Source organism: Achromobacter sp. DH1f (genome assembly GCF_000633435.1).
GTDB lineage: Bacteria > Pseudomonadota > Gammaproteobacteria > Burkholderiales > Burkholderiaceae_B > Achromobacter > Achromobacter deleyi.
Map to the genome: position 1 here is coordinate 185,278 of NZ_AYMF01000024.1, position 13,908 is coordinate 199,185.

At 67.3% G+C, this 13,908-nt stretch carries 9 protein-coding genes; 3 read left to right on the forward strand and 6 right to left on the reverse strand.

Annotated elements, in window-relative coordinates; genetic code table 11:
- Positions 1-59: 59 nt before the first annotated feature.
- Positions 60-1,487, reverse strand: coding sequence for a type II secretion system ATPase GspE (gene gspE / locus U858_RS0120130; RefSeq protein ID WP_025138963.1), 1,428 nt, complete (start codon positions 1,485-1,487; stop codon positions 60-62).
- A complete protein-coding gene (gene gspD / locus U858_RS0120135) occupies positions 1,484-3,859 on the reverse strand; it encodes a type II secretion system secretin GspD (protein WP_025138964.1) in 2,376 nt (791 codons plus the stop codon). Before gspD ends, gspE begins: the two co-directional genes overlap by 4 nt.
- A gap of 174 nt (positions 3,860-4,033) precedes the next feature.
- Here gspD and gspF point away from each other — a divergent pair, with 174 nt between their 5' ends.
- The gene (gene gspF / locus U858_RS0120140) at positions 4,034-5,239 is read left to right on the forward strand and encodes a type II secretion system inner membrane protein GspF (RefSeq protein ID WP_025138965.1); all 1,206 of its coding nucleotides are present in this window, start codon (positions 4,034-4,036) and stop codon (positions 5,237-5,239) included.
- A 441-nt stretch (positions 5,240-5,680) separates the two neighbouring features.
- On the opposite strand, the gene U858_RS0120145 is transcribed toward gspF, so the two are convergent.
- The 3 genes from U858_RS0120145 to U858_RS0120155 all read right to left on the reverse strand — a co-directional run bounded on the left by U858_RS0120145 (position 5,681) and on the right by U858_RS0120155 (position 9,701).
- A complete protein-coding gene (locus U858_RS0120145) occupies positions 5,681-6,019 on the reverse strand; it encodes a P-II family nitrogen regulator (RefSeq protein WP_006386376.1) in 339 nt (112 codons plus the stop codon).
- Between the two features lie 144 nt (positions 6,020-6,163).
- Entirely contained in the window at positions 6,164-8,230 is a 2,067-nt protein-coding gene (locus U858_RS0120150) for an NAD(+) synthase (protein WP_025138966.1), read from the reverse strand.
- A gap of 142 nt (positions 8,231-8,372) precedes the next feature.
- On the reverse strand, positions 8,373-9,701 hold the full coding sequence (locus U858_RS0120155; RefSeq protein ID WP_025138967.1) for a mechanosensitive ion channel family protein: 1,329 nt from the start codon (positions 9,699-9,701) through the stop codon (positions 8,373-8,375).
- Positions 9,702-9,855: 154 nt separating this feature from the next.
- On the opposite strand from U858_RS0120155, the gene argH reads away from it, so the two are divergent.
- A complete protein-coding gene (gene argH, locus U858_RS0120160; protein WP_025138968.1) occupies positions 9,856-11,274 on the forward strand; it encodes an argininosuccinate lyase in 1,419 nt (472 codons plus the stop codon).
- A 53-nt stretch (positions 11,275-11,327) separates the two neighbouring features.
- Here the strand turns inward: argH and U858_RS34315 are convergent, their stop codons facing one another.
- On the reverse strand, positions 11,328-11,654 hold the full coding sequence (locus U858_RS34315; protein ID WP_025138969.1) for a type II toxin-antitoxin system HicB family antitoxin: 327 nt from the start codon (positions 11,652-11,654) through the stop codon (positions 11,328-11,330).
- Positions 11,655-11,785: 131 nt separating this feature from the next.
- Here U858_RS34315 and U858_RS0120175 point away from each other — a divergent pair, with 131 nt between their 5' ends.
- Complete coding sequence (locus tag U858_RS0120175) at positions 11,786-13,810, forward strand: PEP/pyruvate-binding domain-containing protein (protein WP_025138970.1); 2,025 nt, start codon at positions 11,786-11,788, stop codon at positions 13,808-13,810.
- Positions 13,811-13,908: the final 98 nt, after the last annotated feature.

Here is a 13,908-nt window from a genome sequence, read left to right on the forward strand (position 1 = left end):
GCCACGCGGGCTCGCGCCCTCTTGCATTGCGGGGCGTGCGCACTGCCGCCCCGCGTCCTTCAGGCGTCCCGCGTCACCCGCAGGATTTCTTCCGGCGACGTATCGCCGCTTGCCACCCAGCGTGCACCGTCTTCGCGCATGCTGAACATGCCCGCAGCGCTGGCCGCGCGGCGCAGCTCGCGCTCGTCGCTGCCTTCGTGGATCAGCCTGCGCGCCTCGTCGTCCACCGTGAACAGCTCGTGGATGCCCGAGCGGCCGCTGTAGCCCGTGTGGTTGCAGGCCTCGCAGCCCACCGGCTGGAACACCGGCGCGCCATCCTGCATCGACGGCTTCTTGCACGCCGGACACAGCTTGCGCACCAGCCGCTGCGCCAACACGCCCAGCAGCGACGACGACAACAGGAAGGGTTCCACGCCCATGTCTGTCAGCCGGGTCACGGCCGACACCGCATCGTTGGTGTGCAGCGTGGCCAGCACCAGGTGGCCCGTCAGCGACGCCTGCACGGCGATCTGCGCCGTTTCCAGGTCGCGGATTTCGCCGATCATGATCACGTCCGGGTCCTGCCGCAGAATCGCCCGCAGCGCCAGCGCGAAACTCATGTCGATCTTGGCGTTGACCTGCGTCTGGCTGATGCCCGGCAGGTCGTATTCGATCGGGTCTTCCACCGTCAGGATGTTGCTGGTGGAGGCATCCAGGCGGCTCAGCGCGGCATACAGCGTGGTGGTCTTGCCGCTACCGGTCGGCCCGGTGACCAGCACGATGCCGTGTGGCTGGCGAATCAGCCGGTCCAGCTGGCCCAGTACGCCGGGCGCCATGCCCAGCTTTTCCAGCCGCAGCCGGCCGGCTTCCTTGTCCAGCAAGCGCAGCACCGCGCGTTCGCCGTGCCCCGTGGGCAGCGTGGACACGCGGATGTCGATCGGCCGGCCGCCCACCCGCAGCGCAATGCGGCCATCCTGCGGCAAGCGCTTTTCGGCGATGTCCAGGTGCGCCATGATCTTGATGCGCGAGATCAGCGCCGCATGCAGCGCCTTGCGCGGCGACACCACGTCGCGCAGCGTGCCGTCCACCCGGTAGCGCACCACCGAATGCGTCTCGAATGGCTCGATGTGGATGTCGCTGGCGCCGTCGCGCGCGGCCTGCGCGAACAGCGCGTTGATCATTCGGATCACCGGCGCGTCGTCCTGCGCGTCCAGCAGGTCCGCCACTTCGGGCATGTCCTGCAGCAGGCGGTCCAGATCGATCTCGTTTTCGGCCACGCCCATCACCGATGCCGCATCCTCCGCATGGCTGTAGGCAGCCGCCAGCAGCGTTTCCAGCGCCTCGTCGTCCACCTGCGCCACGGCGATATCACCGTGGCAGCGCCGGATCTCGCGCACCGCCCATTCCGGCGTGCGTGGGCTGACCGTCAACTGCGCATGGCCCGCGCGCAGCGACAGCACCGCCCGCTGGGCGCGGGCCCAGGCATAGGGCAAGGGATGCGCGCTCATTGCAGCGACGACAGGTCACGCGCCGCGCCCGCGGCCAGCGGCCGGGTCGCGCGGATCGGCACCGACGGATCGCCGGTTTGCACCAGGTCCGGATACTGCCGCACGGCGAACGACTGCACCGTGGCCGCGGCCGGCCGCGTGGCCTGGGCCTGCGGGTTGCCACGGAAGTCGTAGACGTTGTTGGACACCGAGCCCGCGCCCGCGCCGGCCGGCGGCAGCATCGGCGCCTGCGCGTCCGGCAGCAGCCAGTGGTTGCTCGGCTGGGTGGCCGCCTGCGCACGGCGCATGTAGTCGTAGCGGTCCAACGTGACCGATGCGCTGCGATTGGCATCGCGCACCACGTAGGGCCGCAGGAACACCATCAGGTTGGTCTTGGTGCGCTTGCGGCTTTCGTACTTGAACAGCTCGCCCAGCACGGGAATCGAGCTCAGGCCCGGCACGTTGTTCGACGTGATCGTCACGTTTTCTTCCAAGAGGCCGCCCAGCACGATGATCTCGCCGTCGTCCACCAGCACGCTGGTATCGATGGCGCGCTTGTTGGTCACGATGCCCGTGGTGGGCGTCGAACGGCTTTCGTCGATGCTGCTGACTTCCTGGTAGATGTCCAGCTTGACCGAGCCGCCTTCCGACACCTGCGGCCGGATGTTCAGCTTAAGACCCACGTCCTCGCGTTCGATGGTCTGGAACGGATTGTTGTTGTTGCCGCCGCTGGTCACGTACTGCCCCGTCACGAACGGCACCGTCTTGCCCACCAGGATGCTGGCCGACTGGTTGTCCAGCGTCAGCAGGTTCGGCGTGGACAGGATGTTGGCCTGCCCTGTGTTCTGCATGGCCCGCGCCAGCACGCCCAGGTTGATCACCTTGTTGCCCAGCACGTCCACCGTGCCCTTGACCACGCCCAGGCTCAGGCCGCCGCCCAGCGCATCGATCGACGTCGGGCCCTTGCCCGACAGGCCGCTGCCGCCCAGGTTGGTGCCGCCGATGAAGCTGGTGCCGCCGCTGTTGATGTTGCCCGCGCCCGTCATCCACTGGATGCCGAACTCGGCCGCCGCGTCTTCGCTCACTTCGACGATCAGGCTTTCCACCAGCACCTGCGCGCGGCGCTGGTCCAGCTGGTCGATCACTTCACGCAGGCTGCGGTACAGCGGCTCCGGCGCCGAGATGATCAGCGAATTGGTGGCCGGGTCCGCCTGAATGGTGGCGCCGCCCGCCGAATACGACACGGCCTGGTTGCCGGTCTCGTCACGCGCGATGCGTTCCTGGTCGCCCGACATGCCGCCCTTGGACGAACTGGACGAGCCCGTCGAGCCCGACAGCCCCAGGCCGTTGTTGCCCGTGCTGCTGCCCGTGGGCTGCTGCGGCCGGTTGTTGCCCGTCTGTGCACCGCCCGTATTTCCACCCGCCTGGTTGGCGCCCGGCGCGGCATTGGCCTGGCCGGCCAGCAAGCCGCCCAGCACTTCCGCGATACGCGTGGCCTGCGCATTGCGCATGTACACCACGTGCAGGTTGCCCGCGCGGTTCTGCTGCGCGTCCAGCTTCAGGATCAGGTCGCGCGCCAACCGCGTGCGCGCCGGGCTGCCCGCGCGCACCAGCACGCTGTTGCTGCGCGGGTCCGCCACCACCGCGATACGCTGCGTGGGGTCGTTGCTTTGCGTGTCCAGCAACTGCGACGCCAACACCGCGATATCCGACGCAATGCCCGACCGCACCGGCACCACGTCCGTGTCGATCGAACTGGGCACGTCGATGCGCGCGATCACCGCCGCAATGCGGTCCAGGTTGTCCGCGTAGTCCGTCACCACCAGCGTGTTGTTGCCCGGATACGCGTTGATCGGGTTGTTCGGCGGCACCATCGGGCGCAGCACCGGCACCAGGTTCGCCGCGTTCTCGTACTTCAGCGGAAACACCCGCGTCAGCATCTCGCCGCTGTTGCCCGACCCGTTGCGTGCAAACGCCGCCACCGGCACCGAGCCCTTGCCCGATCCGCCCGCGGGCGTCGCCGGCCGCGGATCGCCCACCACCGCGCTGCCCTGCAGCTTGGCGTCGGCTTCCGGCACCACGCGCGTCACGCCGTCCACCTCGACGATCGCAAAGCCCTGCAAGCGCAGCGCCCCCGTCAGCATCGACAACGCCTGGCCGCTATCGACAGGCCGGTCCGACACCAGCGTGAGCTTGCCCTTGACCCGAGGGTCCACCAGGAAATTGCGCTTGGTGAACAGCGACAGCGCACGCAGCACGGCCGGGATATCCGTGTCCACGAAGTTCAGGCTGACGCGATTGTCCGCCTGTTGAGCGTAGGCCGTGCTGGCCACAGGTCCGAGTTGGCTTGCCGCGAGCAAGACCGCAAGGCTGAATTGCGCGATATGACGCATGACGGGATGTGCCTGAGACGTGAAGTCGTGTAAAAAAAGGTGAAAGCGCGTCGGAGTATACGGGGTGACACTGCAACACTACGGTCATAATCCAAAGGCAAGGTGACGGCCTGGAAAGCCTTTATTCACGGGCCTCTCGCGCCTGCGGGCAGGCACCCGGATCACCCTCCCACCATGCCATCCTTTCGTTACGAAGCGACTGACGCGCTCGGAAAAATCGTGCACGGCACGATCGACGCCGACAGTGAACGCGGCGCCCGCAATCAACTGCGCGGCCGCGGCCTCTTGCCCCTGTCCACGTCCCCCGCCGCGCGCGCCGAAGGGCTGGGCGCGGCCTTGCGCACGCGCCTGTCCGATGCCGACCTGGCCTGGCTCACCCGCCAGCTCGCCAGCCTGCTCGCCGCCCGCCTGCCGCTGGACGCCGCGCTGTCCGCCACCCTGGAACAAGCCGAAAAGAAGCACATCGCCGCCACGCTCGAAGGCGTGCGCGACGACGTGCGCGCCGGCCACCGCCTGTCCACCGCGCTCGCCTCGCGCCCCCGCGACTTCCCCGAGATCTACCGCGCCCTGATCGGCGCCGGCGAAGAATCCGGCGACCTCGCCCAGGTCATGGAAAAACTTGCCGACTACATCGAAGAACGCAACACCCTGCGCAGCAAGGTCATGACCGCGTTCATCTACCCCGCCGTCGTCGGCTGCGTCTCGGTCATCATCGTCATCTTCCTGCTCGGCTACGTCGTGCCTCAGGTCGTCTCCGCCTTCAGCCACGCCAAACAGCAGCTGCCGCTGCTCACCCGCATCATGCTGTCGCTGTCCGACTACGTGCGCGACTGGGGCCTGGCCACCGGCGCCGCCATCGCCCTGGCCATCATCCTGTGGCGCTACTCCCTGCGCGTGCCCGCCGCCCGCCACGCCTGGCACGCCCGCGTCCTGCGCCTGCCCCTGGCCGGCCGCTTCGTCCTGGGCGTCAACGCCGCCCGCTTCGCCTCGACCCTCGCCATCCTGTGCGGCAGCGGCGTCGCCCTGCTCACCGCCCTCGAAGCCGCCCGCCGCACCCTCGGCAACGACGTGCTGCGCACCGCAGTCGACGAAGCCTCCGCCCGCGTCCGCGAAGGCGCCGCCCTGTCCAGCTCGCTAGCCGCCCAGAAAGTCTTCCCCTCCCTGCTCGTGCACCTGATCGCCAGCGGCGAAAAGACCGGCCAGCTCCCCGAACTGCTGGACCGAGGCGCCCAAAACCTCTCCCGCGACCTGGAACGCCGAGCCATGGCCATGACGGCGCTGCTGGAGCCCGCGCTGATCCTGCTGATGGGGGGATTCGTACTGTTGATTGTGCTGGCGGTGATGATGCCGATTCTGGAAATGAATCAACTGATCCGCTAGAAAGCAAACCGGCGATACGCGCATTGCACGCGACGCAAATAGCAAAGGTCCGCAGCCAGCAAGCTACGACACCCCAAAAAAACCCGCTCAACGCCAGCGCGCAGCGGCCACCGCCACGACGCCCCACAACGCGTAAGCCGGGGACGGCCGCCCGCGCGGCCGTTTTCGGCGGGCCCCGCAAACCTCGCCCCCCTCACAGGTCTAGCGGCGAACCATTTCTGGCAACCCGTAGCCCGGCGCGGGCCGCGCATCGCGTGTGCGCGCCGTCGATGCGCCCGAGGGAATCTGAAGGGAGGGCCGAAGGCCCGTACGAAGATGACGAGGGGGAAGTCCGGAGCGAAGGCTCCGGACCGCAATCGTTGGCGCGCACACGCGATGCGCGGCCCGTGCCGGGCGACCTACGAAGACAACAACCTACAAAAAAAACCTATCCAACAACCATCACAAAGCTTCTTCGTCGCTCTCACCCGTCCGAATCCGGATGGCTTGCTCAACCGGGGTGACGAAAATCTTGCCGTCCCCGATCTTGCCCGTACGCGCCGCCTTCACCACCGCTTCGATCGCCGCTTCGACCTGATCATCCGGCAACACCACTTCCACCCGGATCTTCGGCAGGAAATCCACCACGTATTCCGCCCCCCGGTAAAGCTCGGTATGCCCCTTCTGGCGCCCGAACCCCTTCACTTCCGTCACGGTCAGCCCGCTGACGCCCACCTCGGCCAGCGCCTCGCGGACTTCGTCGAGCTTGAAGGGTTTGATAATGGCGGTGACTTGTTTCACGTTCGTCGTCCTGGTTTTTGATCTGTTGCAACGCCCCGCCCCGGCCACATGCCGGCAAGGCGCAATGATTAAGAGAATACCACCGGGCATAGCGGCCGCCACCCTGGCGCCGCCCCCCGTGCTGCCGGGAAAACCCGCAGGCGCCTAGCTGCCCGGCGCCTCGTCCGGAATCCGGTCCGCGTCCCGCATCCACACCACCGATTCCGAATCGCTCGGCGCCCGCCAATCGCCACGCGGCGACAGCGACCCGCCCGACCCCACCTTCGGCGCATTCGGCACGCACGTCCGCTTGAACTGGCTCAGCCGGAAGAACCGATCCAGGAAAATCTTCAGATTGCGCTTGATCGCCGCCAGGTCGTACTGGTTGCGCGCCACGTGGCCGCCGTCCGGCCAGGCCCCCGCATCCCGGTCGCGCCAGGCCGCCAGGGCCAGGAAAGCCACCTTCGTCGGCGAAAAACCGTAGCGCAGCGTGTAATACAGATTGAAATCCTGCAGCTCGTACGGCCCGATCGTGTCCTCGCTCTTTTGCCCCGGCTTGCCGTCGGCCCCGCCCGGCACCAGTTCGGGGCTCACGTCCGTGCCCAGCACGTCCAGCAACACCGCCGCGCCTTCCGGACCCAGACGGCCCGACTCGGCCACCCAGCGCACCAGGTGCGTGATCAGCGTCTTGGGCACGCTGGCGTTCACGCTGTAGTGCGACATATGGTCACCCACCCCATACGTGCACCAGCCCAGCGCCAGTTCGCTCAGGTCGCCCGTGCCGATCACGATCGCGTTCTTGAAATTGGCGATGCGGAACAGATGGTTGGTGCGCTCGCCCGCCTGCACGTTTTCAAACGTGATGTCATACACCGGCTGGCCGTCGGCATAAGGATGCCCCAGGTCTTTCAGCATCTGCAGACAACTGGGGCGGATATCGATCTCGGACGCCGTGCAGCCCACCACCGCCATCAACTGGCGCGCCTGCTGCAGCGTGCGCGTGCTGGTCGCGAAACCCGGCATCGTGATCGCCAGGATGTTCGAGCGCGGCAGCCCCAGCGTATCCATCGCCTGCGCGCACACCAGCAGCGCGTGGGTCGAATCCAGTCCGCCCGAAATGCCGATCACCACCTTGGACATGCCGCTGGCCGACAGACGCTGCGCCAGCGCCTGCACTTGGATGCTGTAGACCTCTTTGCAGCGCGCGTCGCGGCGCTGCGCATCGGCCGGCACATAGGGAAAGCGCGCCACGCGGCGCTCGAGCGGCAGCTCGGCGTCTTCGAGCGGCGGATTCACCGGCACGAGCACGCTGCGGAACTTGCGCACTTCGTCCTGGTGGCGCCGCACCGACTGGCCAAAGGTGGTCTGACGCATGCGCTCGCGCGACAGGCGTTCCAGGTCGACGTCCGAGAACAGCAGATGCGATTCGGTCAGGAAGCGGTCGGACTCGCCCAGCAGTTCGCCGTTTTCGTAGATCAGCGCCTGGCCGTCCCAGGCCAGGTCGGTCGACGACTCGCCGCGCCCGGCCGACGTGTACAGGTACGCCGACAGGCAGCGCGCCGACTGCTGCGCCACCAGTTGGTGGCGATATTCGGACTTGCCCACCACGATGTTCGAGGCCGACAGGTTCACCAGCACCGTCGCACCCGCCAGCGCCGCGAACGACGACGGCGGGATCGGCACCCACACGTCTTCGCAGATCTCGACGTGGAACTGGAACAGCGGCAGCTTTTCCATCTGGAACAGCAGTTCGGCGCCGAACGGCACCGTCTGGCCCAGCAGGGAGATTTCAGCCTGCGCGGCGCAATCGGCCGCGCTGAACTGACGCGCTTCGTAGAATTCGCCGTAGTTCGGCAGATAGGTCTTGGGCACCACGCCCAGGATGCGGCCGCCGGCCACCACCACCGCGCAATTGAACAGCTGGTGCGCCACCCGCAGCGGCGCCCCGACGATCAGGGCGATATCCAGTTCGGCCGTGGCCTGCACCACCTGGTCCAGCGCCGCCTCGCAGGCGTCCAGCAGGGCCTTCTGGTGGAACAGGTCGTCGCAGGTGTAGGCCGACAGGCCCAGCTCGGGGAACGCGGCGAGCACGGCGCCGCCCTGGGCGGCCTGCTGCGCCAGCGCAATGGTCTGCGCGGCATTGAAGGCCGGGTCCGCGACCCGGCACTCGGGCACGCCCACCGCCACGCGGGCGAAACCGTGGGAATACAGGTTGAAGAACGGGTTCGACATCGGGTTTCTATCGCCTAGGAATCCAAGCGCCGATTATCTCACGGCGTCATCCGGCGAACCGGGGCATTCCCCTATGAGCGGCAGGGTGCGGCAAGCGCCTGCCGACGAGTCGCCCCCCACCTGCCAGCCGCCCGCAGGCCGCCTAGGCGGCGGGTGGCGCCAGACGGTCGGGCCCCTGGCGCCCCCCTTCCGCCGCCAGCGCGGCCTGGATGGCGCCGTCGCGCAGGTAGCTGCCCATGGCGCCGATGTCGGCGCCGGACGGCTGCTGGTACAGGCGCAGGCCCAGTTCCGGCAGGATCGCCAGGAGGTGGTCGAAAATGTCGCCCTGGATGCGCTCGTACTCGACCCAGGCCGTGACCGCCGTGAAGCAATAGACCTCGACCGGGATGCCGTCGGCCGTGGGTTCCATCATGCGCACCATCATCGCCATGTCCTGGCGCACCTCGGTGTTCTGCTTCAGGAACGCCAGGCCATAGGCGCGAAACGTGCCGATATTGGTCAGGCGGCGGCGGTTGGCCGGCACGCTGGCCAGTTCGCCCATGGTCTGGTTGGCCTGGGCGATGTCGTGCGTCTTGACCCGCAGGTAGTCGTGCAGCAGGCGAAAACGCATCAGCCGCTGGGCTTCTTCGTCGGTCAGAAAGCGCACGCTGCTGGCGTCGATGCGCAGCGTGCGCTTGATGCGCCGGCCGCCCGACTCGAACATGTGGCGGTAATTGCGATAGCTTTCGGAAAACAGCTTGTAGGTCGGCACCGTGGTGACGGTGTTGTCCCAGTTCTGCACCTTGACCGTGTGCAGGGCGATATCCTTGACGAAGCCGTCGGCGTTGGACTGCGGCATCTCGATCCAGTCGCCGATGCGCAGCATGTCGTTGCTGGTCAGCTGGGTGCTGGCCACCAGCGACAGCAACGTGTCCTTGAACACTAGCAGCAACACCGCCGACAAGGCGCCCAGACCCGAAATCATCCACAGCGGCGAGCGGTCGATCAAGATCGAAAGCACCAAAACGGTGCATACGGCCATCAGGATCAGCTTGCTGATCTGGATGTAGCCCTTGATGGAGCGGGTCTGCGCCCGCGTGGTGGCCGAATAGGTGTCCTGCCAGGCGCTCAGCACCCCCGAAAACGCCACGAACACGCAGATCCAGGCCCCGGCATGCGCCAGCCGGCCCACCAGCGCGGCCGCCTTTTCCACGTGCGGCACCAGCTCGATGCCGATCGACACCACCGCGAAGGGCACGGCGTACCACAGGTTCTGGTAGGCGCGGCGGCGCTGCAGCGCCTTGTCCCAGTCTTCGTGGCCGCTCACCACCAGCAGCCGGTGGGCCAGCAGCAGCACCACCCGCGCGACCACCCACTGGACGAACAGCGCCGTCAGGATCAGCACGCCGATGCCGACCAGCGTCTGGGCCCAGGGCTGGTGCGGCATGTAGGTATCAAGTTCGGTGGCCAGTTCTTCCCATTCCATGGGCATAGCTCGGGTGCTCTCTATGGTGATTCGGACAAGGCGGCGCGGCGCGAACCGGCCAGATCGCTGCCGCCAGGATACGCCCCGGCGGCCCGCGGATGCGACCCTGAATTATCCGACAAGTCAGCCCCCCATGGCAGGCCCTATAATTCGGGCCATCATGGCAAACACTCCCTCCCCCGATCAAAACCAGTTCGCCAACAAGGCGCAGGCCTGGTCCGCCCGGTTCTCGGAACCGGTTTCCGAACTCGTCAAACGCTATACGGCGTCCGTGGATTTCGACAAGCGCCTGGCGCGCGTCGACATTCAAGGTTCGCTCGCGCACGCAGACATGCTGGCCGCCCAGGGCATCATCGGCGCCCAGGACCTGGCTGACATCCAGCGCGGCATGACCCAGATCCTGTCCGAAATCGACGCCGGCAGCTTCCAGTGGCTGCTCGACCTGGAAGACGTCCACCTCAACATCGAAAAGCGCCTGGTCGAGCTGGTCGGCGACGCGGGCAAGCGCCTGCACACCGGCCGTTCGCGCAACGACCAGGTCGCCACCGACATCCGCCTGTGGCTGCGCGGCGAAATCGACACCCTGATCGACCTGCTGCGCCAGTTGCGCCACGCGCTGGCCTCGGTCGCGCTGGACAACGCCAGCACCATCATGCCCGGCTTCACCCACCTGCAAGTGGCCCAGCCCGTCACGTTCGGCCACCACCTGCTGGCCTACGCCGAAATGTTCGGCCGCGACGCCGAACGCCTGGCCGACTGCCGCCGCCGCGTCAACCGCCTGCCGCTGGGCGCCGCCGCCCTGGCCGGCACGTCGTTCCCGATCGACCGCGAACGCGTCGCAAAGACCCTGGGCTTTGACGGCGTCTGCCGCAACTCGCTCGACGCCGTCTCCGACCGCGACTTCGCCATCGAATTCTGCGCCGCCGGCGCACTGATCATGACGCACGTCTCGCGCCTGTCCGAAGAGCTGGTGCTCTGGATGAGCCCGCGCGTGGGCTTCATCGATCTGGCCGACCGTTTCTGCACCGGCAGCTCGATCATGCCGCAAAAGAAAAACCCCGACGTGCCCGAACTGGCCCGCGGCAAGACCGGCCGCGTCAACGGCAACCTGGTCGCCCTCTTGACCCTGATGAAAGGCCAGCCGCTGGCCTACAACAAGGACAACCAGGAAGACAAGGAAGGCCTGTTCGACACGGTCGACACCGTGCGCGACACGCTGACCATCTTCGCGGACATGGCTGCCGGCATCAAGGTCAAGGCCGACAACATGCGCGCCGCCGCCCTGCAAGGCTTCGCCACCGCCACCGACCTGGCCGACTACCTGGTCAAGCGCGGCGTGCCCTTCCGCGACGCCCACGAAGTCGTGGCCCACGCCGTGCGCGACTGCGAACAACGCGGCTGCGACCTGGCCGACCTGTCGCTGGCCGAACTCAAGGCCTACCACGCCCAGATCGGCGACGACGTCCACCAGGTCCTGACCCTGGAAGGCTCCGTCGCGGCCCGCAAGCACGTCGGCGGCACCGCCCCCGACCGCGTCGCCGAAGAAGCCCGCCGCGTGTTGCAGGAAACGGCAGCCTGACACGCCAGTCGGCTCTGCACGCAAAAACGGCTCCGGGTTTCCGGAGCCGTTTTTTATTTGAACGTTGGCAAATCAGCGACTGCCCACCCCAGATACGTGGATTTCGAATCATGGTTGGTGGCCAAGGGCGACAACGTAGCCGAGGCCGGGACCATCGTTGTAGAGAATGGCGCAGGGATGAGACGCCCCTCGTCAACGTAGATTTCCAGTGCGGCCTCAAGCGCCTCCTGGGCGTTGATCGCAGCCTCGCGTACATCCTCACCTAACGTCACCGCCTCCGGGATGTCCGGGAAACGCACAAGCCACGTATGGTTGGAATCCAGCATCAGGATGTAGGGATAGATCTGCACGGCGCCCAGCGGTTGGCGAAAGCAGTCCACGTTAACTGCCTTCCGCCGTCTATCCGTCGCAATTGGCCACAAATCGGACGTACTCATGCCCCATGAGGGGGACACTCTCGAGCCCCGCCAGGTTCGTTATCATGTTCGCTTTCCGGCCCTTATTTCCCTCCATGCCCGCCTTGCGCTCGTCTGCCGCCACGCCGTTCGCTTCCTCCCGTTTGCGCCTGTCTCTACTGACTGGCGCCTGCCTGCTGGCCTTGGCCGCCGGCCAGCTTGCCCAGGCGCAGACCGCGCGCAAGCCGTCGCCCTACGAGAACCTGCGCCCGCCGACGCCCGATGAAATCGAGGCGCGCAAGGCCGAGGATGCTCGCCGCGGCGGGCCGGCCTTTCTGGCCAAGGTGCAAAGCCAAGCCGAATTCCAGCAACTGGCCCGCGTGTACAACGCCGGCACGCCGCTGGAGATTCCTCACCTGCTGTTCGTGATCGACCGCCAGCGCGGCAACCGCATCTTCTATCTGGACACGCCGCGCTATGGCCTGCATGAGACCTTTGCGCGCGAACGCAAGCTCTTGCCCGGCAAGGACAAGGCCGCGCTGACCGCGCAATACAAGGACCCGAACCGGCGCCTGCTGTTCGGCACCCTCAGCTGGCAGCGCGACCTGCCGGGCTACACCTATGAATTCTGGGAAGGCGACCGCCTGACGCCCGATCTGCTGAAAGTGGCGGACGACGCGGTCAGCAAAAGCTTCTATGCCCCGGTGAAGTTCAAAAGCAATTCCACCTTGCAGGAACAGGCCGCCAAGACCACGGGACTGACGTTCGTGACGCAGGAAGCCCTGCTGCGCGAACAGCCCTTTCTGCCGCTGAACCCGGGCCGCGCCCAGGGCCGGTTGCGCATCGTCGCGTCGGTGGACAACACCCCCGACCTGGCGCGCGACGACATCGTGGTGCTGGACGAGGTGCCGATCTGGCTGCCGCCCGTGGCCGGGCTGATCACGCAGCGGCCGTCCACGCTGCTGTCGCACGTCAACCTGCTGGCCAAGGGCTGGGGCGTGCCCAACGCCTATGTGCGCGATGCGGCCACGGCCTTGCGCCAGTACGACGGGCAATGGGTGACGCTGACCGTCACCGGCAACGACTACCAGGTGCAGCCCGCCGAACGCCCCGCCACGGCCGGGCCCGGCAGCCAGCCGCCCAAGCCGCAGGCCGTGCTGCCCAAGCCCGACCTGACGGTGCAGGTCCTGAAGCCGCTGGACGCCCTGGCGGTGCGCGACAGTCGCCACTGCGGCGTCAAGGCCGCGAACCTGGGTGCGCTGAAATCCGCCCTGCCCCCGGCTGCCAGCGTGCCGGACGGCTTCTGCATTCCGTTCTCGCAGTACGCGGCATTCATGACGCAGCTGGGCATCGCCCAGCGGGTGGCAGCGCTGGAACAGCGCGACGATTTCAAGGCCGACGCCACGGTGCGCCGGCAGGAACTGGCCAAGCTGCGCCAGGACATCCAGGCCGCCCGCCCCGACCCGGCGCTGGCCGCCGCCTGGCAGGCGCGCTGGCAACAGCAATTGAAAGGCCGCGGCGTGTTCGTGCGCAGCTCGTCCAATTCCGAAGACCTGCCGGGCTTCAGCGGCGCCGGGCTGTACACCACCGTGCCGAACGTGGTGCAGGCCGACGCGTTCGTGCAGGCCGTGCTGACGGTATGGGCCTCGGTCTACAACTTCGAGGCCTACGAGGCGCGCCGCGCCGCGGGCATCGGCCAGGACGCGGTGGTGATGGCCGTGCTGGTGCAGTTGGCCGCGCCGTCCGACAGCTCCGGCGTGATGATCACGCGTGACCCGTTCGACGCCAGCCGGCGCTACGTGACCTACATTTCGGCCAAGCGCGGCCTGGGCATCAAGGTGGTCGAAGGCAAGCGCCAGGCGGAACAGGTGATGTATTCCAGCTGGTCCAAGGCGGTACAGGTGCTGACCCGCTCGGCCGAAGACACGCAACTGGTGGCGGACGCTGCCGGCGGCGTGCGCGAAGTGGCGCTGACGGACAACCGCCAGGTGCTGAACGACGCGCTGGTGGCGCGGCTGGCCGCCGTGGGCAGGCAGATCAAGCAGCGGCTGGGCGGTGTGGACCAGGACATCGAGTGGGCCGTGGTGGGCGACAAGATCGTGATCCTGCAATCGCGGCCCTACGTCGACGGCCGCCGTTGAGCAGCGCCGCCGTGCCGCTTGAAACGTGGCGGCGGCATCGTCATTGCCCATGAAAAAGCCGCGGCGCGATTTCCTCGCGCCGCGGCCGGTCACGCCGA

Bases quoted from the DNA above. Each gene is read 5' to 3' on its own strand.
- gspD (WP_025138964.1), bottom strand. From the start codon at position 3,859: ATGCGTCATATCGCGCAATTCAGCCTTGCGGTCTTGCTCGCGGCAAGC.
- gspE (WP_025138963.1), bottom strand. From the start codon at position 1,487: ATGAGCGCGCATCCCTTGCCCTATGCCTGGGCCCGCGCCCAGCGGGCG.
- U858_RS0120175 (WP_025138970.1), top strand. From the start codon at position 11,786: ATGCCCGCCTTGCGCTCGTCTGCCGCCACGCCGTTCGCTTCCTCCCGT.
- U858_RS0120155 (WP_025138967.1), bottom strand. From the start codon at position 9,701: ATGCCCATGGAATGGGAAGAACTGGCCACCGAACTTGATACCTACATG.
- argH (WP_025138968.1), top strand. From the start codon at position 9,856: ATGGCAAACACTCCCTCCCCCGATCAAAACCAGTTCGCCAACAAGGCG.
- U858_RS0120150 (WP_025138966.1), bottom strand. From the start codon at position 8,230: ATGTCGAACCCGTTCTTCAACCTGTATTCCCACGGTTTCGCCCGCGTG.
- gspF (WP_025138965.1), top strand. From the start codon at position 4,034: ATGCCATCCTTTCGTTACGAAGCGACTGACGCGCTCGGAAAAATCGTG.